Source organism: Pseudomonas sp. NC02 (genome assembly GCF_002874965.1).
Taxonomy (GTDB): Bacteria; Pseudomonadota; Gammaproteobacteria; order Pseudomonadales; family Pseudomonadaceae; genus Aquipseudomonas.
In genome coordinates this window covers 1,734,182-1,755,140 of sequence record NZ_CP025624.1, presented here as the reverse complement: position 1 = coordinate 1,755,140, position 20,959 = coordinate 1,734,182, and the positions used below count along the sequence as shown (strand labels likewise).

General features: G+C 61.5%; 17 protein-coding genes. 11 read left to right on the top strand and 6 right to left on the bottom strand.

Going from position 1 to position 20,959, the window contains the following annotated elements:
* Positions 1-15 precede the first annotated feature (15 nt).
* From acnD to C0058_RS08205, 4 genes are all read right to left on the bottom strand, one after another.
* Positions 16-2,610, bottom strand: a complete 2,595-nt coding sequence (gene acnD, locus C0058_RS08220) for a Fe/S-dependent 2-methylisocitrate dehydratase AcnD (RefSeq protein WP_102368357.1) — start codon at positions 2,608-2,610, stop codon at positions 16-18.
* Positions 2,611-2,811: 201 nt separating this feature from the next.
* Entirely contained in the window at positions 2,812-3,939 is a 1,128-nt protein-coding gene (gene prpC, locus C0058_RS08215) for a 2-methylcitrate synthase (RefSeq protein ID WP_102368356.1), read from the bottom strand.
* A gap of 40 nt (positions 3,940-3,979) precedes the next feature.
* Positions 3,980-4,873 (bottom strand): methylisocitrate lyase, encoded by an 894-nt coding sequence (gene prpB, locus C0058_RS08210; RefSeq protein ID WP_003214976.1) that lies wholly within the window; start codon positions 4,871-4,873, stop codon positions 3,980-3,982.
* Positions 4,870-5,583 carry a GntR family transcriptional regulator gene (locus C0058_RS08205; RefSeq protein WP_008432676.1) on the bottom strand — a complete coding sequence of 238 codons (714 nt, stop codon included), beginning with the start codon at positions 5,581-5,583 and terminating at the stop codon, positions 4,870-4,872. The genes prpB and C0058_RS08205 overlap by 4 nt, the downstream gene beginning before the upstream one ends.
* A gap of 272 nt (positions 5,584-5,855) precedes the next feature.
* Between C0058_RS08205 and C0058_RS08200 the strand changes: the two genes are divergently transcribed.
* From C0058_RS08200 to C0058_RS08175, 6 genes are all read left to right on the top strand, one after another.
* Positions 5,856-6,389 (top strand): ATP-dependent zinc protease, encoded by a 534-nt coding sequence (locus tag C0058_RS08200; RefSeq protein ID WP_023659091.1) that lies wholly within the window; start codon positions 5,856-5,858, stop codon positions 6,387-6,389.
* Positions 6,390-6,394: 5 nt separating this feature from the next.
* Entirely contained in the window at positions 6,395-7,927 is a 1,533-nt protein-coding gene (locus C0058_RS08195) for an inactive transglutaminase family protein (protein WP_003214971.1), read from the top strand.
* Positions 7,927-8,913, top strand: coding sequence for an alpha-L-glutamate ligase-like protein (locus tag C0058_RS08190; RefSeq protein ID WP_003214969.1), 987 nt, complete (start codon positions 7,927-7,929; stop codon positions 8,911-8,913). Before C0058_RS08195 ends, C0058_RS08190 begins: the two co-directional genes overlap by 1 nt.
* 5 nt (positions 8,914-8,918) lie before the next feature.
* The gene (gene pabB, locus C0058_RS08185; RefSeq protein ID WP_102368355.1) at positions 8,919-10,259 is read left to right on the top strand and encodes an aminodeoxychorismate synthase component I; all 1,341 of its coding nucleotides are present in this window, start codon (positions 8,919-8,921) and stop codon (positions 10,257-10,259) included.
* 228 nt (positions 10,260-10,487) lie between these two features.
* A complete protein-coding gene (locus C0058_RS08180) occupies positions 10,488-10,790 on the top strand; it encodes a type II toxin-antitoxin system HigB family toxin (protein WP_003214964.1) in 303 nt (100 codons plus the stop codon).
* Positions 10,790-11,146 carry a type II toxin-antitoxin system HigA family antitoxin gene (locus C0058_RS08175; protein WP_087695204.1) on the top strand — a complete coding sequence of 119 codons (357 nt, stop codon included), beginning with the start codon at positions 10,790-10,792 and terminating at the stop codon, positions 11,144-11,146. Before C0058_RS08180 ends, C0058_RS08175 begins: the two co-directional genes overlap by 1 nt.
* A gap of 115 nt (positions 11,147-11,261) precedes the next feature.
* Here the strand turns inward: C0058_RS08175 and thrH are convergent, their stop codons facing one another.
* Entirely contained in the window at positions 11,262-11,879 is a 618-nt protein-coding gene (gene thrH, locus C0058_RS08170; protein ID WP_102368354.1) for a bifunctional phosphoserine phosphatase/homoserine phosphotransferase ThrH, read from the bottom strand.
* Between the two features lie 152 nt (positions 11,880-12,031).
* Between thrH and C0058_RS08165 the strand changes: the two genes are divergently transcribed.
* From C0058_RS08165 to C0058_RS08155, 3 genes are all read left to right on the top strand, one after another.
* On the top strand, positions 12,032-12,766 hold the full coding sequence (locus C0058_RS08165) for a phosphoadenylyl-sulfate reductase (RefSeq protein ID WP_003214958.1): 735 nt from the start codon (positions 12,032-12,034) through the stop codon (positions 12,764-12,766).
* 352 nt (positions 12,767-13,118) lie between these two features.
* Positions 13,119-14,648: an NCS1 family nucleobase:cation symporter-1 gene (locus C0058_RS08160; RefSeq protein WP_102368353.1), complete on the top strand. Its 1,530-nt coding sequence runs from the start codon at positions 13,119-13,121 to the stop codon at positions 14,646-14,648.
* A 13-nt stretch (positions 14,649-14,661) separates the two neighbouring features.
* Complete coding sequence (locus C0058_RS08155; protein ID WP_088426086.1) at positions 14,662-15,390, top strand: aspartate/glutamate racemase family protein; 729 nt, start codon at positions 14,662-14,664, stop codon at positions 15,388-15,390.
* A gap of 118 nt (positions 15,391-15,508) precedes the next feature.
* Here the strand turns inward: C0058_RS08155 and C0058_RS08150 are convergent, their stop codons facing one another.
* Complete coding sequence (locus C0058_RS08150) at positions 15,509-16,432, bottom strand: LysR family transcriptional regulator (protein ID WP_008432691.1); 924 nt, start codon at positions 16,430-16,432, stop codon at positions 15,509-15,511.
* Positions 16,433-16,546: 114 nt separating this feature from the next.
* Between C0058_RS08150 and C0058_RS08145 the strand changes: the two genes are divergently transcribed.
* Positions 16,547-17,293: a 3-oxoacyl-ACP reductase family protein gene (locus C0058_RS08145; RefSeq protein WP_102368352.1), complete on the top strand. Its 747-nt coding sequence runs from the start codon at positions 16,547-16,549 to the stop codon at positions 17,291-17,293.
* Positions 17,294-17,413: 120 nt separating this feature from the next.
* Positions 17,414-20,884, top strand: a complete 3,471-nt coding sequence (locus C0058_RS08140; RefSeq protein WP_102368351.1) for a PAS domain-containing hybrid sensor histidine kinase/response regulator — start codon at positions 17,414-17,416, stop codon at positions 20,882-20,884.
* Positions 20,885-20,959: the final 75 nt, after the last annotated feature.

Sequence of the window (20,959 nt, the reverse complement as noted above, 5' to 3'; positions counted from 1 at the left end):
CCCCGGCCGCAGTTATCAGGCAGTAACAGCCGATTCCAGGAAGTCCTGGGCAAAACGTTGCAACACGCCGCCCGCCTCGTAGATCGACACTTCTTCAGCCGTGTCCAGCCGGCAGGTCACCGGCACCTCGACACGCTCGCCGTTCTTGCGGTTGATCAGCAACGTCAGTTGCGCACGCGGGGTGCGTTCGCCGATCACGTCGTAGGTTTCAGTGCCGTCGATCTTCAGGGTCTTGCGGTCGGTGCCCGGCAGGAACTCCAGCGGCAGCACGCCCATGCCCACCAGGTTGGTGCGGTGGATGCGCTCGAAACCTTCGGCGGCAATCGCTTCAACACCGGCAAGGCGTACGCCCTTGGCCGCCCAGTCCCGGGACGAACCCTGGCCGTAGTCGGCGCCGGCAATGATGATCAGCGGCTGCTTGCGCTCCATGTAGGTTTCGATGGCTTCCCACATGCGCGTGACCTTGCCTTCCGGCTCCAGGCGCGCCAGCGAACCCTGTTTGACCTTGCCGTCTTCAACCACCATTTCATTGAACAGTTTCGGGTTGGCGAAGGTGGCGCGCTGCGCGGTCAAGTGGTCGCCGCGATGGGTCGCGTAAGAGTTGAAGTCGACTTCCGGCAGGCCCATTTTCGCCAGGTATTCTCCCGCGGCGCTGTCGAGCATGATCGCGTTGGACGGCGACAGGTGATCGGTAGTGATGTTGTCCGGCAGCACCGCCAGCGGGCGCATGCCCTTGAGCGGACGTGCACCGGCCAGGGCACCTTCCCAGTACGGCGGGCGACGGATGTAGGTGCTCTGCGGGCGCCAGTCGTACAGCGGCGTGACCTTCGGGCCGGTGTCTTCGTGGATCGCGAACATCGGGATGTACACCTGGCGAAACTGCTCCGGCTTGACCGACGCCTTGACCACCGCGTCGATTTCTTCGTCGCTTGGCCAGATGTCCTTGAGGCGGATTTCCTTGCCATTGGCGTCCAGGCCCAGCACGTCTTTTTCGATGTCGAAACGGATGGTGCCGGCAATCGCATAGGCCACCACCAGCGGCGGCGACGCGAGGAACGCTTGCTTGGCGTACGGGTGGATACGGCCGTCGAAGTTGCGGTTACCCGAAAGCACGGCGGTGGCGTACAGGTCGCGGTCGATGATCTCTTGCTGGATCACCGGATCGAGTGCACCGGACATGCCGTTGCAGGTGGTGCAGGCGAACGCCACCACACCAAAACCGAGTTGCTCCAGTTCGGTGGTCAGCCCGGCTTCGTCGAGGTACATCGCGACGGTTTTCGAACCCGGTGCCAGGGACGACTTGACCCACGGCTTGCGGGCCAGGCCGAGCTTGTTGGCATTGCGTGCCAGCAGGCCGGCGGCAATCACGTTGCGCGGGTTGCTGGTGTTGGTGCAACTGGTGATGGCGGCGATGATCACCGCGCCGTCGGGCATTTGCCCCGGCACGTCATCCCACTGGCCGGAGATGCCCTTGGCCGCCAGGTCGCTGGTGGCGACGCGGGCGTGGGGGTTGCTCGGGCCGGCCATGTTGCGCACCACCGAGGACAAATCGAAGCTCAGGCCACGCTCGTATTGCGCGCCCTTGAGGTCGTCCGCCCACAGGCCGGTGTGGCGAGCGTACTGCTCCACCAGGGTGACTTGCTCGTCTTCACGACCGGTGAGTTTCAGGTAGGCGATGGTCTGTTGGTCGATGTAAAACATCGCGGCGGTGGCGCCATATTCCGGGGCCATGTTGGAGATGGTGGCGCGGTCGCCCAGAGTCAGCGCCGAAGCACCTTCACCGAAGAACTCCAGCCACGCACCGACGACCTTCTGCTTGCGCAGGAACTCGGTCAGCGCCAGCACCATGTCGGTGGCGGTGATGCCCGGTTGCAGCTTGCCCGTCAGCTCCACGCCGACACTTTCCGGCAGGCGCATCCACGAGGCGCGGCCGAGCATCACGCTCTCTGCTTCAAGGCCGCCAACGCCGATGGCGATCACGCCCAAGGCATCAACGTGAGGCGTGTGGCTGTCGGTGCCGACGCAGGTATCCGGGAAGGCCACGCCGTCACGTACCTGGATCACCGGAGACATTTTCTCCAGGTTGATCTGGTGCATGATGCCGTTGCCCGGCGGGATCACGTCGACGTTCTTGAAGGCCTTTTTGGTCCATTCGATAAAGTGAAAACGGTCTTCGTTGCGACGGTCTTCGATGGCGCGGTTTTTCTCGAACGCCTGCGGGTCAGAACCACCGGCTTCGACGGCCAGGGAGTGGTCGACGATCAGTTGGGTCGGCACCACCGGGTTGACCTGGGCCGGGTCACCGCCTTGCAGGGCGATGGCGTCGCGCAGGCCGGCGAGGTCCACCAGGGCGGTCTGGCCGAGGATGTCGTGGCATACCACGCGGGCCGGGAACCATGGGAAATCGAGGTCGCGCTTGCGCTCGATCAGTTGGCTCAGGGACGCGTTGAGGGTCGCCGGGTCACAGCGACGCACCAGGTTTTCCGCGAGCACGCGGGAGGTGTACGGCAGTGTGGCGTAGGCGCCGGGGGTGATTGCATCGACTGCCGCGCGGGCGTCAAAGAAATCGAGGCGGCTGCCGGGGAGCGGTTTGCGGTGTTCAGTGTTCATCGTCAGGACTCGGTCACGGTAGTTGCAAAAGGAAGAACCGGTGCTGATCCAAGGTGGAATGCGATCAAAATGTGGGAGCGGGCTTGCTCGCGAAAGCGGTGTGTCATGCAACACACATGGCGACTGTCACACCGCCTTCGCGAGCAAGCCCGCTCCCACATTTTTGATCCGGTTTCACCCCAAGATCAGCGGTTTCTCCACTCAGCGACGTTCGATTGGCACGAACTTGCGCTGCTCAACGCCGATGTACTCGGCGCTCGGACGGATGATGCGGTTGTTGGCACGCTGTTCAAATACATGCGCGGCCCACCCTGTAAGCCGCGAGCAGACGAAAATCGGGGTGAACAGCTTGGTCGGGATGCCCATGAAGTGGTACGCCGAGGCATGGTAGAAGTCGGCGTTGGGGAACAGTTTCTTCTGCTCCCACATGGTCTTGTCGATGGCTTCAGAAACCGGGAACAGCACGGTGTCGCCCACTTCGTCGGCGAGTTTTTTCGACCAGGCCTTGATCACTTCATTACGCGGGTCGCTGTCTTTATAGATCGCGTGGCCAAAGCCCATGATCTTGTCCTTGCGCGCCAGCATGCCGAGGGTGCCTTCCACCGCTTCCTGGGCGGAAGAGAAACGCTCGATCATCTCCATCGCCGCTTCGTTGGCACCACCGTGCAACGGGCCACGCAGGGAGCCGATGGCGGCGGTGACGCAGGAATACAGGTCCGACAGGGTCGACGCACACACGCGGGCGGTGAAGGTCGAGGCGTTGAATTCGTGCTCGGCGTAGAGAATCAGCGACACGTTCATCACCTTGACGTGCAAGTCGCTGGGCTTCTTGTCGTGCAGCAGGTGCAGGAAGTGCCCGCCGATGCTCGGCTCGTCGGTCACGCAGTTGATGCGCTGGCCGTCGTGGCTGAAGCGGTACCAGTAGCACATGATCGCCGGGAACGCGGCCAGCAGGCGGTCGGTCACGTCGCGCTGCACGGAGAAGTCTTTCTCCGGCTCGATGTTGCCCAGGAACGAGCAACCGGTGCGCATCACGTCCATCGGGTGCGCGTCGGCGGGGATGCGTTCCAGCACTTCTTTCAGCGCCTGGGGCAGGTCGCGCAGTTTGCCGAGCTTGGCGGTGTAGGCGGCCAGTTCGGCTTTGGTCGGCAGTTCGCCGTGGAGCAGCAGGTAGGCGACTTCTTCAAACTGGGCATCGGCGGCGAGTTCGCGCACGTCGTAGCCGCGATAGGTCAAGCCGGCACCGGCCTGGCCCACGGTGGACAGTGCGGTTTGCCCGGCAACCTGGCCACGCAGGCCAGCTCCACTGAGTACTTTTGCTTCGGCCATGGTTATCTCCAATCTTGTAGTTATTAGTGAGGCGCTCGCGTTACTTCTTGGCGGCGAACAGCGCGTCGAGCTTCTGCTCGAAGGTGTGGTAGTCGATGCGATCATAAAGCTCCATGCGGGTTTGCATGGTGTCGATCACGTTCTGCTGGGTGCCGTCGCGACGGATCGCGGTGTAGACGTTCTCGGCCGCCTTGTTCATGGCGCGGAAGGCCGAGAGCGGGTACAGGACGATGGAAACATCCGCAGATTTCAGTTGATCGACGGTATAGAGAGGTGTCGCACCGAATTCGGTGATGTTGGCCAGGATCGGCGCTTTCACCCGGGAGGCGAACAGCTTGTACATCTCAAGCTCAGTGATGGCTTCCGGGAACACCATGTCGGCACCGGCCTCGATGCAGGCGGCCGCACGTTCCAGGGCGGATTCCAAACCTTCCACGGCCAGTGCGTCGGTGCGGGCCATGATCACGAAGCTGTCATCGGTACGCGCATCCACCGCAGCCTTGATGCGGTCGACCATTTCCTGCTGGGACACGATTTCTTTGTTCGGGCGATGGCCGCAACGCTTGGCGCCCACCTGGTCTTCGATATGGATCGCCGCCGCGCCGAACTTGATCATCGACTTGACGGTGCGCGCCACGTTGAACGCGGAGGAGCCGAAACCGGTGTCCACGTCCACCAGCAGCGGCAGGTCGCACACGTCGGTGATGCGGCGCACGTCCGTCAGCACGTCATCCAGGCCGGTGATGCCCAGGTCCGGCACACCGAGGGAGCCGGCAGCCACCCCGCCACCCGACAGGTAGATCGCCTTGAAGCCGGCGCGCTTGGCCAGCAGCGCGTGGTTGGCGTTGATCGCGCCGACTACCTGCAACGGGTGCTCGCTGGCAACCGCGTCACGGAAACGCTGGCCTGGAGTGGTGTTGTTATTGGAACTCATGACTCACCTCGTGATTGGGGAGCGCCGTCCGGGAAGTGACGGGCAATGTTGCGTTTGGAGGCACCGATATGCCGGCGCATCAACAACTCGGCCAGTTCACCGTCGCGATCGGCAATCGCGTCAAGAATGCGGTGATGCTCGGCAAAGGCCTGGCGTGGACGATTGGGGGTGGCGGAGAACTGGATGCGGTACATGCGCACCAACTGATACAGCTCGCCGCACAACATTTGGGTCAGGGTGCGGTTACCGGCGCCTTGAATTATCCGGTAATGAAAATCGAAGTCGCCTTCCTGCTGGTAGTAGCCGACACCGGCCTGGAAGGCCGCATCGCGCTCGTGGGTGTGCAACACCTGGCGCAGCTCTTCGATCTCGGCGTCGGTCATGCGCTCGGCGGCCAGGCGGCAGGCCATGCCTTCCAGGGATTCGCGGATTTCGTAGAGTTCGATCAGTTCTTCATGGCTCAACGAGACCACTCGCGCGCCCACATGGGGGATGCGCACCAGCAGGCGCTGGCCTTCCAGGCGGTGGATCGCCTCGCGCAGCGGGCCACGGCTGATGCCATAGGTGCGCGCCAGTTCCGGCTCGGAGATCTTGCTGCCGGGGGCGATTTCGCCCTTGACGATGGCGGCCTGGATACGCCGGAAGACGTTCTCGGACATGGTCTGGGAATCGTCTTGGGCCATCACTGGGGTTTCCAGTTGATCCAGCATATTGTCGACACCTTTAAAAGCAATGCCGCAAAAACTAGCCAATCAGCCCAGGATAGTCAAAGAATAAATACACATTGTCGACAATCGTCTAATAACCCGCCTTGCACTCTATCGGGGCATGGCCGGCTGCCAGCGCTGGCGCCAGAAAACCTTCATGTTAGAATGCCGGCCACTTTTGCCTCACATCCCTGGATGAAAAGGCGCACGAGGGAGCTTGCGCAGCAATGCCAGTCGCCTTGAATTGAACATCGCACTGCACCGCGTCAGGATTTATGAGACTCAAGCCCTTCCCCCTTTTGCTTCTACTGTTTATCCCGGGCCTTGGCGTTGCTGCCGAGAAGACCGTTTATGGACTCAATGAATACGCCAAGTTGGCCGGCATTGACCTGGAAGTGGCCGCCAAGCTCGACACCGGGGCCAAGACCGCGTCCTTGAGCGCCCGCGACATCAAGCGCTTCAAGCGCAACGGCGAGTCCTGGGTGCGCTTCTACCTGGCCATCGACACCGCACACTCCCACCCCATCGAGCGTCCCCTGGCCCGCGTGAGCAAGATCAAGCGCCGCGCCGGTGACTACGACCCCGATGAAGACAAGAACTACACCGCCCGTCCAGTCATCGCCCTGGACATCTGCATGGGCACCGCTTTACGCAGTATCGAAGTGAACTTGACTGACCGCAGCGCCTTCCAATACCCGCTGCTGATCGGCTCCGAAGCGCTGAAACGCTTTGATGCGCTGGTCGACCCCAGTCTTAAATACGCGGCGGGCAAACCTGCCTGCGCCTCCGACGCTCATACCGCTGAGTAATTTGAATGCGCTCTCTTAATCTGCACCTGAAAATCCTGATCGCCGTTTTGGTGGTCTTGGGCATTTCGGTCACCGCCTATCAGATTTTCGTGCTGGGGATTCCCGTCACCGAGGACGCCACCGACGACCTGTGGAACATCGACGCCAAGGTCGAGTTCGTCGCCAGCGCCAAGGACCCGGTGAAAATCCAGATGTTCGTGCCGCCCCTGAGCCGCGACTTCGTCAGCCTGAATGAAAGCTTTATCTCGAATAACTACGGCGTCAGCGTCAATCGCCTCGACGGCAACCGCAAGGTCACCTGGTCGGCACGCCGGGCCAAGGGCAACCAGACCCTCTACTACCGCCTGGTGCTGACCAAGCGTTACAGCGGTGAAAAGGTCAAGGTCAAGGGCCCGACCTTCCGCGACAGCATCGCCGTCGAAGGCCCGGAAAAAATCGCCGCCGAAGCCCTGCTGGCGCCGATCCGCCAGCACTCGGCCGACGTCGAGACCTTTATCAGCGAAGCCATCAAGCGCACCAACAACCTCAACGACGACAACGTGAAGCTGCTGCTGGCGGGCGACCCGTCGACGCCGCACAAGGCCAAGATCGTCGAGTTGCTGCTGTCCATCGCCCATGTGCCGGTGGAAAAGGTCCACACCATCCGCCTGGTGGCCGACCAGCCGCAAACCCCGGAACTCTGGCTGCGCAGTTTCAATGGCAACGACTGGCTGTACTTCAACCCCGACACCGGCGAGCAAGGGCTGCCGGCCGACCGCCTGCTGTGGTGGACCGGTGATGAAAACCTGATCACCGTCGACGGCGGCAAGAAGGCCATGGTGACCTTCAGCCTCAACAACAGCGAAATGAACGCGATTCGCCTGGCCAAGCTGACGGACGAAAACACCGACGCCAACTTCCTCGAGTACTCGCTGTACGGCCTGCCGCTGCAAACCCAGCAGACCTTCATGATCATGGTGATGATCCCGATTGGCGTGCTGGTGATCCTGATCCTGCGCAACCTGATCGGCCTGCAGACCCTTGGCACGTTTACCCCGGTGCTGATTGCCCTGGCGTTCCGAGAGACACAGCTGGGCTTCGGGATTGTGCTGTTCACCATTATTACGGCGCTGGGGCTGTCGCTTCGGTCTTACCTGGAACACTTGAAGCTGCAGATGCTGCCGAGGCTCTCGGTGGTGCTGACCTTCGTGGTGGTGCTGATCGCCGCCATCAGTCTGTTCAGCCACAAGCTCGGCCTGGAGCGCGGGTTGTCGGTGGCACTGTTCCCGATGGTGATCCTGACCATGACCATCGAACGCCTGTCGATCACCTGGGAAGAACGCGGTGGCGGCCATGCGATGAAAGTCGCGATCGGCACGCTGTTCGCCGCGTCCCTGGCGCACATCATCATGAGCGTGCCGGAACTGATCTACTTCGTGTTCACCTTCCCGGCGATCCTGTTGATCCTGGTGGGCTTCATGCTGGCCATGGGTCGTTATCGCGGCTACCGCCTGACCGAACTGGTGCGTTTCAAGGCCTTCCTCAAGGCTGACTCGTAATGTTCGGCTTCTGGAAGACCTGGAAGGCCCTGGAAGCGCGGGGGATCATGGGCATCAACCGGCGAAATGCCGACTACGTGCTCAAGTACAACAAGCGCAGCCTGTATCCGATCGTCGATGACAAGATCATCACCAAGGAACGGGCCATGGCCGCCGGCATCCACGTGCCGGAAATGTACGGGGTCATTTCCACCGAGAAGGAAATCGACAAGCTCGACGAGATCATCGGCGGGCGCAGCGACTTCGTGATCAAGCCGGCCCAGGGCGCCGGTGGTGACGGTATCCTGGTGATCGCCGACCGTTTTGAAGGGCGCTATCGAACGGTCTCCGGCAAGATCATCAGCCATGAAGAAATCGAGCATCAGATTTCCAGCATCCTCACCGGCCTGTATTCCCTCGGCGGCCACCGTGACCGCGCGCTGATCGAATACCGGGTGGTGCCCGACCAGATCTTCAAAAGCATCAGCTACGAAGGCGTACCGGACATCCGCATCATCGTGCTGATGGGCTACCCGGTGATGGCCATGCTGCGCTTGCCCACCCGCCAGTCCGGCGGCAAGGCCAACCTGCACCAGGGCGCGATTGGCGTGGGTGTCGATCTCGCCACCGGCCTGACCCTGCGCGGCACCTGGCTGAACAACATCATCACCAAGCACCCCGACACCACCAATGCGGTGGACGGCGTGCAACTGCCCAACTGGGACGGTTTCATGAAGCTCGCCGCCGGCTGCTACGAGCTGTGCGGCCTGGGCTATATCGGCGTGGACATGGTGCTGGACCAGGAAAAGGGTCCGTTGATCCTGGAACTTAACGCTCGCCCGGGGCTGAACATCCAGATTGCCAACGACTGCGGCCTGACCTTGCGCACCCATGCCGTGGAGGCTCGATTGGAAGAGCTGAAGGCGGCGGGCGTGACGGAAACACCGGAGGAACGGGTTAAGTTTGTGCAGGAAATGTTTGGGCATATTCCGGCGGTCGAGGGATAAACCCAGTGACCTGCTCCGTACACCCGCTGCCCTACCGGGCCAACCCTGCCGAATACTTTGCAGCAATCCGCCATGCGCCCGGCGCGGTGCTGCTGGACAGTGGCCGACCGGCGGCCGAGCGCGGCCGTTATGACCTGCTGAGCGCCTGGCCCGAGACGACCCTGGCGGTACTGCCCGACGAAAGCGGCAGTGATTTCCTGCAGCGCCTGCGGGAAAACCTGACGTTGCTGGGTGAAGCCACGATCCCCGCGCCCTACGAACTGCCGTTTGCCGGTGGCCTCATCGGCTACCTGAGCTACGACTTCGGTCGCCATCTGGAACAACTGCCGCACCTGGCGGTGGACGACCTGCACCTGCCGGATGCACGCTTTGGCCTGTACGCCTGGGCCTTGATCAGCGATCACCAGGCGCAGACCAGCCAACTGGTGTTCCACCCCAAACTGGCGGAAAGCGAACGGCAACACCTGATTACCTTGTTCGGTCAGCCGACCATCAGCGCATCGGCCACCTTCAAGCTGCAAGGCCCAATGGCCCCGGACGTGACAGCCGACACCTACAAACACGCACTCGCCCGCATCCAGGATTACATCCAGGCGGGTGACTGCTACCAGGTCAACTTTGCCCAACGTTTCCGTGCCCCGTGCAGTGGCGATCCGTGGGTGGCCTACTGCGCCTTGCGCGAAGCCTGCCCGACGCCGTTTTCCGGGTTCCAGAGCTTGCCGGATGATGGCGCGGTATTGAGTTTATCGCCGGAGCGCTTCGTCAAAATCAGCCAGCGCCAGGTGGAAACCCGCCCGATCAAGGGCACCCGGCCAAGGGGGGCGACGCCCGAGGAAGATGCAGCCAACGCCGCTGAATTGCTGGCCAGCCCCAAGGATCGTGCCGAAAACCTGATGATCGTCGACCTGCTGCGCAACGACCTGGGCCGCACCTGCCGCACCGGCTCGGTGAGGGTCCCGGAGTTGTTCAGCCTGGAAAGCTATCCAAATGTGCATCATCTGGTGAGCAGCGTGACCGGCGAATTGGCCGACGATAAAGACGCCCTCGACCTGATCGCCGGCAGCTTCCCCGGCGGCTCCATCACCGGCGCACCGAAGATTCGCGCGATGCAGATCATCGACGAGCTGGAGCCGACCCGGCGCGGGTTGTATTGCGGTTCGCTGGTGTATCTGGACGTGCGCGGCGAGATGGACAGCTCCATCGCCATTCGCAGCCTGTTGGTCAAGGATGGTCAGGTGTGCTGCTGGGGCGGCGGCGGGATTGTCGCGGACTCGGAGTGGCAGGCGGAGTATCAGGAGTCGATGACCAAGGTGCGGGTGTTGTTACAAACCTTGGAAAGCCTGTAGCACGCAGCCCCTTCCTGGCTCGCTGACGTAGAGCCACGCAGCGGAAAAGACCTGAATCAGTACCGAAGTAGACGGGGTCGAAGCCGGAGGATAGCGTCCGGTTTCAACCGTCCACCAGCCGTCTGTGAAGGATCACATGAAACGACTGCCTACTTGTCAGGAAAGATTTCCGAGATTGCATCTGCCCTCAACCGCACCTATTATCTCCCAAATTGGGAGGTCGCAGCGATGCGGATAATCGCTCTGTCTGCCCTACGAATATTCTGGGAAAACCACCCTGGTTGCATGGATGCCAAAACGCCGCTGGTCGAGCTGTATCGCCATATGGAAAAAGCTGTTTACCCAACCCCTCAGGCCCTCAAGGCAGAGCTAAGGACAGCGAGCATTCTCAAAGGGGGCAGGGTTGTGTTCAACATAGGCGGCAACAAGTATCGAGTGATCATGGCGATCAATTATCAGCGACAGCTTGCGTTCATTCGCTTCGTGGGGACCCACGCGCAGTACGATCAGATCAATGCGGAGACCGTGTGATGAACATCAAACCCATTCATTCCCAGGAAGACCTGACCGCTGCGCTCGCGCGCGTCGAACAGCTCTGGGAAGCGGAAATCGGCTCGCCCGAGGGTGACGAGCTGGAAATTCTCGCGATACTTATCGAAAAGTACGAAGCGGAGCATTTCCCAATGCCGCCTTCGGATCCCGTAGAAGCGATTAAATTTCGAATGGAGCAACTAGGCCTGACCGCCCGTGACCTGGAGCCTTTCATAGGTCCGAGCGGGCGGGTTTCCGAAGTGTTGAATCATAAGCGCAAGCTGAGCTTGTCGATGATCAAACGCCTGCATGAAGGCTTGCGCATTCCTTATGAGAGTTTGCTGGCAGGGGTCTAGGCTGTGCAGTGGCCATACCGGCCCTATCGCGGGCAAGCCCGGCTCCCACATGGGAGCGCGGTCAACATGTGGGAGCTGGCTTGCCTGCGCTGAGGCGTCAGCCACGCCAAATAACTTACAGGCTCAACTGCCGATTCGACGCCTTGATGAACTCCTTCTTCAAATCCTCAAACGTATGCACCGCCGGGAACTGCGGGAACTCGCGAATCACGTTCTCCGGCGCGTGGAACAGAATCCCACGGTCGGCCTCACCCAGCATGGTGGTGTCGTTGTAGGAATCACCGGCGGCAATCACGCGGTAGTACAGGGTCTTGAAGGCCAGCACCGACTGACGCTTGGGATCTTTCTGACGCAGCTGGTAGCTCACCACCCGGTCACTCTCGTCGGTGATCAACCGGTGGCACAGCAAGGTCGGGAAACCCAGTTGGCGCATCAGCGGCTGGGAGAACTCATAGAAGGTGTCAGACAGGATCACCACCTGGAAGCGCTCGCGCAGCCAATTGACGAACTCGATGGCGCCGTCCAGCGGCTTGAGGGTGGCGATCACTTCCTGGATGTCCGAGAGCTTCAGCCCATGCTCATCAAGAATGCGCAGGCGCTGTTTCATCAGCACGTCGTAGTCGGGGATGTCCCGGGTGGTGGCCCGCAAGGATTCAATACCGGTTTTTTCGGCGAAGGCGATCCAGATTTCCGGAACCAGCACCCCTTCCAGGTCGAGACAGGCAATTTCCACAAGACACTCCCATTTAAAGTTATTGAGTTGAGCGAGCAAAAGGACTGCCGAACTCTAGCGATTCACGCTGGCCGCCGCAACGCAGGCGGGATTTTGTTACCATCGCCCCCCTATAGAGCGCTCAGCGCCACTGACCTGTAGGAACCGTCCTGATGAACCAAGCCTTCGACGTCGCTGAACTCGCCGCGACTTACGCCAACAAATCCGCCCAGGACATTCTCAAGCTGGCCTTCAGCCAGTTTGGCGACGACCTGTGGATCTCTTTCAGCGGTGCCGAGGACGTGGTGCTGGTAGACATGGCCTGGAAGCTGAACAAGAACGTCAAGGTGTTCAGCCTCGACACCGGTCGCCTGCACCCGGAGACCTACCGGTTTATCGAGCAGGTGCGTGAGTTCTACAAGATCGACATCGAACTGATCTCGCCGGACCAGAGCAAGCTGGAACCCTTCGTCAAGGAAAAGGGCCTGTTCAGTTTCTACAAGGACGGCCATGGCGAGTGCTGTGGCGTGCGCAAGATCGAACCGCTGCGCCGCAAGCTGTCCGGTGTAAGCGCCTGGGCCACCGGCCAGCGCCGCGACCAGAGCCCCGGCACCCGCAGCCAGGTGGCCGCGCTGGAAATCGATACGGCTTTTTCCACCCCGGAACGCACCCTGTACAAGTTCAACCCGCTGGCGCAGATGACCAGTGAGGAAGTATGGGGTTACATCCGCATGCTGGAGTTGCCGTACAACAGCCTGCACGAGCGCGGTTTTATCAGCATCGGCTGTGAGCCGTGCACCCGTCCGGTACTGCCGAACCAGCACGAACGCGAAGGCCGTTGGTGGTGGGAAGAAGCAACCCAAAAAGAATGCGGGTTGCACGCCGGGAACATCATCAGCAAGGCATAACGCCTGAGCCAGAATCCTGTACACAGAAATGTCACCATCGGTGCCATTTTTGTGTGCACTTATAAAATCCTGCACCGAAAAGTTACATCCTCCCTCGTCACACCTCTTCTAAAATCCCCGCCCCTCTCTGCACCACAAAATAAATAGCTGTTCAAACGGTCAATTTATATCGCTTTAAATTCAGTCTGTTATTTCCAATCACGCTAAAAACCAAATCGCCGTGTATTTCACCCGGCGAAAATCTGGCACGCATGTGGCTTAAGGCAAAACACACTTTGTATACAATTAATAAAAAAGATACATACACTTTGACATCAGCCGCTCTCCTGCTGATGTCCAGGAGCCTGCCGGAATGCGTACAAGTCTCTCCAATAACATCGCACTGGATCTGCCCTCCTCCACCCTGAACCCCGAGGCCACGAGCCCCGGCCCGTTGGTCCTCAGCCCGCGCCTGCACAACAAGGACCTGGCGCCTACCAAGGCCGAAGGCCGGCGCTGGGGCCGCTACAGCATCTTTGCCTTGTGGACCAACGATGTGCACAACATCGCCAACTACTCCTTCGCCATCGGCCTGTATGCGCTGGGCCTGGGTGGCTGGCAGATTCTGCTGTCCCTGGGGATCGGCGCGGCGCTGGTGTACTTCTTCATGAACCTGTCGGGCTATATGGGGCAGAAGACCGGCGTACCGTTTCCAGTGATCAGCCGCATCAGTTTTGGCATCCATGGTGCGCAGATTCCGGCACTGATTCGTGCGGTGATCGCGATTGCCTGGTTCGGGATACAGACCTACCTGGCCTCGGTGGTTTTCCGCGTTCTATTGACAGCGGTTCATCCAGGTTTTGCCGACTACGACCACAACTCGATCCTCGGCCTGTCCACCCTGGGCTGGGCGTGTTTTGTGGCGATCTGGTTTGTGCAGCTCGCCATCCTCGCCTATGGGATGGAGATGGTGCGCCGCTATGAAGCCTTCGCCGGGCCGGTGATTCTGCTGACAGTAGCGTCCCTGGCCGGCTGGATGTATTTCCAGGCCGGCGGCCAGATCGCCTGGTCGATCCGCGAGCCGCTGACCGGTGGTGAGATGTGGCGCAATATCTTTGCCGGCGGCGCGCTGTGGCTGGCGATCTACGGCACGCTGATCCTGAATTTCTGCGACTTCGCCCGCTCCTCGCCGTGCCGCAAGACCATCAAGGTCGGCAACTTCTGGGGCCTGCCGGTGAATATTCTGGTATTCGCGGCCATCACCGTGCTGCTGTGCGGCGGGCAGTTCCACCTCAATGGCCGGGTGATCGAGAGCCCTACGGAAATCATTGCGGCGATTCCGAATACGTTCTTCCTGGTACTGGGCTGCCTGGCGTTCCTGATTGTGACCGTGGCGGTGAACATCATGGCCAACTTCGTCGCACCCGCCTTTGTGCTGAGCAACCTGGCGCCCAAGTACCTGAACTTCCGCCGCGCCGGGCTGATCAGCGCCACCGTGGCGGTGTTGATCCTGCCGTGGAACCTCTACAACAGCCCGCTGGTGATCGTGTATTTCCTCTCGGGGCTGGGCGCTCTGCTGGGGCCGTTGTACGGGGTGATCATGGTCGACTACTGGTTGATCCGCAAAAGCCAGGTGGACGTGCCGCAGCTGTATAGCGAAGACCCGAATGGCGCTTATTACTACAGCCGCGGAGTCAATCTGCGGGCGGTGGCGGCGTTTATTCCTGCGGCGGTGATCGCCATTCTCCTCGCCCTGCTGCCCGGTTTCGCCCTCGTCTCGCCCTTCTCCTGGCTGATTGGCGCCGGTATTGCAGGGCTGCTGTACCTGCTGTTCGCCAAGCGCCAGCCGTACTACGCCGATGTGAGCGGCGAAAGCATTGCAGTCGATAACATCAGTCATTAAGTAAGGACATTCCATGCGCATCCTTGTGGTCAACGTCAACACCACCGAGTCCATCACCGAGGCCATCGCCAAACAGGCACGGGCGGTGGCGTCCCCCGGCACCGAGATCGTCGGCCTGACTCCGTTTTTCGGTGCCGAATCGGTGGAAGGCAATTTCGAAAGCTACCTGGCGGCCATCGCGGTGATGGACCGGGTGATGGCCTACGACCAGCCGTTCGATGCGGTAATCCAGGCCGGCTACGGCGAACATGGCCGCGAAGGCTTGCAGGAGTTGCTCAACGTGCCGGTGGTGGACATCACCGAAGCCGCCGCCAGCACCGCGATGTTCCTCGGGCATGCCTATTCGGTGGTGACCACCCTGGACCGCACCGTGCCGCTGATCGAGGACCGACTGAAACTGGCGGGTTTGTATCAGCGCTGCGCGTCGGTACGGGCCAGCGGCATGGCGGTACTGGAGCTGGAAGAAGACCCGCTGCGGGCCATGGAGGCCATCGTGCGCCAGGCCGAATTGGCGATCAGCGAAGACAAGGCCGAAGTGATCTGCCTGGGCTGCGGCGGCATGGCCGGGCTGGATGAGCAGATTCGCTACCGCACGGGTGTGCCGGTAGTGGACGGCGTGACCGCAGCGGTGACCATTGCTGAAGGGCTGGTGCGGTTAGGGCTGTCGACCTCGAAGATCCGCACGTATGCGACGCCGAGGCCGAAGAAAGTGATCGGCTGGCCCGGAAAGTTCGGACACTGAAGATCCGAAAGGTGGGAGCGGGCTTGCTCGCGAAAGCGGTGGATCAGTCGATGCATGTGGTGACTGTCACACCGCCTTCGCGAGCAAGCCCGCTCCCACACTTTGATCCCCACAAGGATCAAATGGCGCTGAACCGCCGCCCCAACTCGCGTTCGACAAACTGCTCCAGGATGAAATCCACAAACGCCCGGGTCTTGCCGGGCAGCAGCTTGTGTTCGGCGTAGTACAGCGAGATGTTGCCGTCGTCGACATACCAGTCGGGCAGCACTCGCACCAGTTGGCCGCTGTCCAGATACGGCACCGCCATCGGCATGCTGACCAGCGCAATCCCCAGGCCCTGGGCACTGGCGCAGCAGGCAGCGCCCGAGTCGCTCATGGTCATGCGCGGCTTGAGCACCAGCGGGCGTTGTTCGCGCGTGCGGTGGGTGAGTTGCCACGAACGCACGCGGCCGGTTTGCGGTGAGCGGATCAGGATGCCGTTGCACACAGACAAGTCCTCGGGCACGACCACCGGCTTGCGTTTGGCGAGGTATTCCGGTGAGGCCAGCAGGATCCGGTGCGCCGGCGCCAGCTTGCGCGCGACCACGCCCTGGGGCAGCTCAAAACCACCGCCGATCGCGGCATCGAAGCCCTGCCCGATCAGGTCCACCTGGCGGTTATCAAAATGCCAGTCGGGGTTGATATCAGGAAAGCGCTTTAGAAACTCCCCCAGCAACGGCACCACATAACGGTTGCCGAACACCGTGCCCATGCTCACTTTCAGCGTGCCCACTGGCCGCCCTTCGGCACTGGCCAGGTTAGCCACGGCGTTTTGAATGGTGGTGAGGCTGCCGCTGACTTCTTCGAGGAAGAGCTTGCCGGCCTCAGTCAGCGTCAGGCGCCGGGTACTGCGCTGGAACAGCCTTACACCCAGGCGCGCCTCCAGCTTGGCCACACTTTTGCCCACGGCCGCCGGGGTCAGGCTCAGGTGCCGGGCAGCCTCGGCAAAACTGCCGCCTTCGGCGCTGCGCACGAAGCATTCGATACTGCCAAAGCTTTCCATATCGCCCCACTCTAAACTTTTGGTTTACACAGACTATAGCAATCACGGTCTACCGAGGACGCCACACGAGGTCGATACTCGACTCCAACCTCAACACACCTTTTGGAGAACGACATGACCACACAAAACCTCAGCGGCAAAGTCGCCTTGATCCAGGGCGGTTCCCGCGGTATCGGCGCCGCCATCGTCAAGCGTCTGGCCGCACAGGGCGCTGCCGTCGCCTTTACCTACGTCAGTTCGGCTGCCAAGGCTGAAGCGTTGCAGAACAGCGTGATCAGCCAAGGCGGCAAAGCCCTGGCGATCCACGCTGACAGCGCCGACGCAGCCGCCATCCGCAGCGCCGTCAACGCCACCGTCGAAGCCTTCGGGCGCCTGGATATCCTGGTCAACAACGCAGGCGTGCTGGCCGTCGGCCCGCTGGAAGATTTCAAGCTGGAAGACTTCGACCGCACCCTCGCCATCAACGTACGCAGCGTATTTGTCGCCACCCAGGAAGCCGCGCGGCACATGGGCGAAGGTGGCCGCATCATCAACATCGGCAGCACCAATGCCGATCGCATGCCGTTTGCCGGTGGCGGCCCGTACGCCATGAGCAAATCGGCGCTGGTCGGCCTGACCAAAGGCCTGGCCCGCGACCTGGGCCCACGGGGCATCACCATCAATAACGTGCAGCCAGGTCCGGTGGACACCGACATGAACCCGGCAAGCGGTGATTTCGCCGAAAGCCTGATCGGCTTCATGGCCGTGGGCCGTTATGGCCATGTAGAAGAGATCGCTAGTTTCGTCGCCTATCTGGCAGGCCCTGAGGCCGGCTACATCACCGGCGCCAGCCTGACCATCGACGGCGGTTTCGGCGCCTGAACCAACGCTGCGACATCACACCACGCTCCGACCTTGGTCGACACTGACTAACGCCAAGCATCATGCGAGACTGTTCGCCCGGGCCGGGAATGCCCGGGCGTTCTTATGTCTGGAGTTCTCATGACGCTGTCCAGCGGGCTGATCGCCGCCGTTGCCCTGGCCTATATGGCCATTATGTTTGCCATCGCCTTTTACGGTGACCGTCGCCATGCGCCGCTGCCGCCGCGGATGCGTGCCTGGGTGTATAGCCTGTCGCTGGCGGTGTATTGCACCAGCTGGACATTCTTTGGTGCCGTAGGCCAGGCGGCCGAACAGTTGTGGGCGTTTTTACCGATCTACCTGGGACCGGTGCTGCTGTTGGTGCTCGCGCCGTGGGTCCTGCAGAAGATGGTGCTGATCAGCAAACAGGAAAACATCACCTCCATCGCCGACTTTATCGCCGCCCGGTACGGCAAATCCCAATCCCTCGCGGTGGTGGTGGCGCTGATCTGCCTGGTGGGCGTCCTGCCTTATATTGCCTTGCAACTCAAAGGCATCGTGCTGGGGGTGAACCTGCTGATCGGCGCCAGCGCCGACACCACCGGCACCCGCTCCCAGGACACGGCGCTGATCGTGTCGCTGGTATTGGCGTTGTTCACCATTGTGTTCGGTACCCGCAACCTGGACGCCACGGAACACCACCGCGGCATGGTGCTGGCGATTGCCTTTGAATCGTTGGTCAAGCTGTTCGCGTTTCTCGCCGTCGGTGCGTTTGTGACCTACGGCCTGTACGACGGTTTCGACGATTTGTTCAGCCAGGCGATGCTCGCGCCACGGCTGGAGGAATACTGGAAAGAGACCGTCAACTGGCCCTCGATGGTGGTGCAGACCGGCGTCGCGATGATGGCGATCATCTGCCTGCCCCGGCAGTTCCATGTCACCGTGGTGGAAAATATCGACCCCCAGGACCTGCGGCTGGCCAAGTGGGTGTTCCCGGCCTATCTGATCCTGGCCGCCCTGTTTGTGATCCCGATTGCCCTCGGCGGGAAGATGCTGCTGCCGGGTTCGGTATTGCCGGATTCCTACGTGATCAGCCTGCCGTTGGCCGAAGCCCATCCGGCGCTCGCCGTGCTGGCGTTTATCGGCGGCGCCTCGGCGGCTACGGGCATGGTGATCGTCGCAAGCATCGCCCTGTCGACCATGGTCTCCAACGACATGCTGCTGCCCTGGCTGCTGCGCCGTTCCAGTGCCGAGCGGCCGTTCGAAGTGTTCCGTCACTGGATGCTGTCGGTACGCCGGGTGAGCATTGTCATCATCCTGCTGCTGGCTTACGTCAGTTACCGGCTGCTGGGGTCCTCCGCCAGCCTTGCAACCATTGGCCAGATTGCGTTCGCCGCCGTGACCCAGCTGGCACCGGCGATGCTGGGTGCGCTGTACTGGAAACAGGCCAACCGGCGCGGCGTGTTTGCCGGATTGGCGGCGGGTACGTTCCTGTGGTTCTACACCTTGGTCCTGCCGGTCACCGCGAAAAGTCTGGGCTGGTCGTTCAGCCTTTTCCCGGGCATGACGTGGCTGCATTCGCACCCGCTGGGCTTGTCTGTAACTTCTCTGACGCTGGGCACCGTATTTTCCCTGGCGGGTAACTTCACGTTGTTCGTGTGGGTCTCGATGCTGTCCCGCACGCGGGTGTCGGAGCATTGGCAGGCCGGGCGTTTTATTGGCCAGGAAATCAGCCAGCGGGCCAGCGCCCGCTCAATGCTTTCGGTGCAGATCAATGATTTGCTCAGCCTCGCAGCGCGGTTTGTCGGTGAAGAACGGGCTCACCAGAGTTTTGTGCGCTTCGCCTATCGCCAAGGCAAAGGGTTTAACCCCAACCAGAACGCCGACAATGACTGGATTGCCCACACCGAACGCCTGTTGGCCGGCGTGCTCGGTGCGTCGTCGACCCGGGCGGTGGTGAAAGCCGCCATTGAAGGCCGGGAAATGCAGTTGGAGGACGTAGTTCGCATCGCCGACGAAGCGTCGGAAGTACTGCAGTTCAACCGGGCACTGCTGCAAGGCGCCATCGAAAACATCACCCAGGGCATCAGCGTGGTCGACCAGTCCCTGCGGCTGGTGGCGTGGAACCGGCGGTACCTGGAGCTGTTCAATTACCCCGAGGGCCTGATCAGCGTGGGCCGGCCGATTGCCGACATCATTCGCTACAACGCCGAGCGCGGGCTGTGCGGCCCGGGCGAGGCGGAAGTACACGTGGCGCGCCGCCTGCACTGGATGCGCCAGGGCCGTGCGCATACCTCCGAGCGGCTGTTTCCCAATGGCCGGGTGATCGAGCTGATCGGCAACCCGATGCCGGGTGGCGGGTTTGTGATGAGCTTCACCGACATCACCGCGTTCCGCGAAGCCGAGCAGGCGTTGACCGAGGCCAATGAAGGCCTGGAACAGCGGGTGACCGAGCGAACCCACGAACTGTCGCAACTCAACGTCGCGCTGACCGATGCCAAGGGCGTGGCCGAGACCGCCAGCCAGTCGAAAACCCGGTTCCTCGCAGCGGTCAGTCACGACTTGATGCAACCGTTGAACGCCGCAAGGCTGTTCTCTGCCGCCCTCTCCCACCAGAACGACGGCATGTCGCCGGATGCCCGGCAGTTGGTGCAGCATCTGGACAGCTCGTTGCGTTCGGCGGAAGACCTGATCAGCGACCTGCTGGATATTTCGCGCCTGGAAAACGGCAAGATCAATCCGCAGCGCCAGCCCTTCGTGCTCAATGAACTGTTCGATACGCTAGGCGCCGAGTTCAAGGCTCTGGCTCAGGAGCAGGGTTTGCGCTTCCGCCTGCGGGGCAGCCGTTTGCGGGTCGACAGCGACATCAAGTTGCTGCGGCGGGTGTTGCAGAATTTCCTCACCAACGCATTCCGGTACGCCGACGGGCCGGTGCTATTGGGTGCGCGGCGCCGTCGCGGCGAGTTGTGCCTGGAAGTATGGGACCGTGGTCCCGGGATTCCCCAGGACAAGCAAAAAGTCATCTTCGAGGAATTCAAACGCCTGGACAGTCACCAGACCCGTGCCGAGAAAGGCCTGGGACTGGGCCTGGCGATTGCCGATGGCCTGTGCCGCGTGCTCGGGCACCGCTTGAGCGTGCGTTCATGGCCGGGCAAAGGCAGCGTGTTCAGCGTGCGTGTGCCGTTGGCGCGCACTCAGGTCAGCGCGCCTGCCAAGCCGGCGCAGGAAAGCGGCCAGCCGTTGAGCGGTGCACAGGTGCTGTGTGTGGATAACGAAGAAAGCATCCTGATCGGCATGCGCAGTTTGCTCACGCGCTGGGGCTGTGAAGTCTGGACCGCCCGCGACCAGGCGCAATGTGCCGCGTTGCTGGCCGAGGGTGTGCGGCCGCAACTGGCCCTGGTGGATTACCACCTCGACCACGGCGAGACCGGCACCGAGTTGATGGGCTGGCTGCGGGCACAACTGGCAGAGCCGATTCCGGGTGTGGTGATCAGTGCCGACGGGCGGCCGGAGATGGTGGCCCAGGTGCATGCGGCAGGGTTGGATTACCTGGCCAAGCCGGTGAAGCCGGCGGCGTTGCGGGCCTTGTTGAGCCGGCACCTGCCGCTTTAGCCCATGTGGGAGCTGGCTTGCCTGCGATGGCATCGCCTCGGTGTATCTGGAGGAACGAGGTGTCTGCATCGCAGG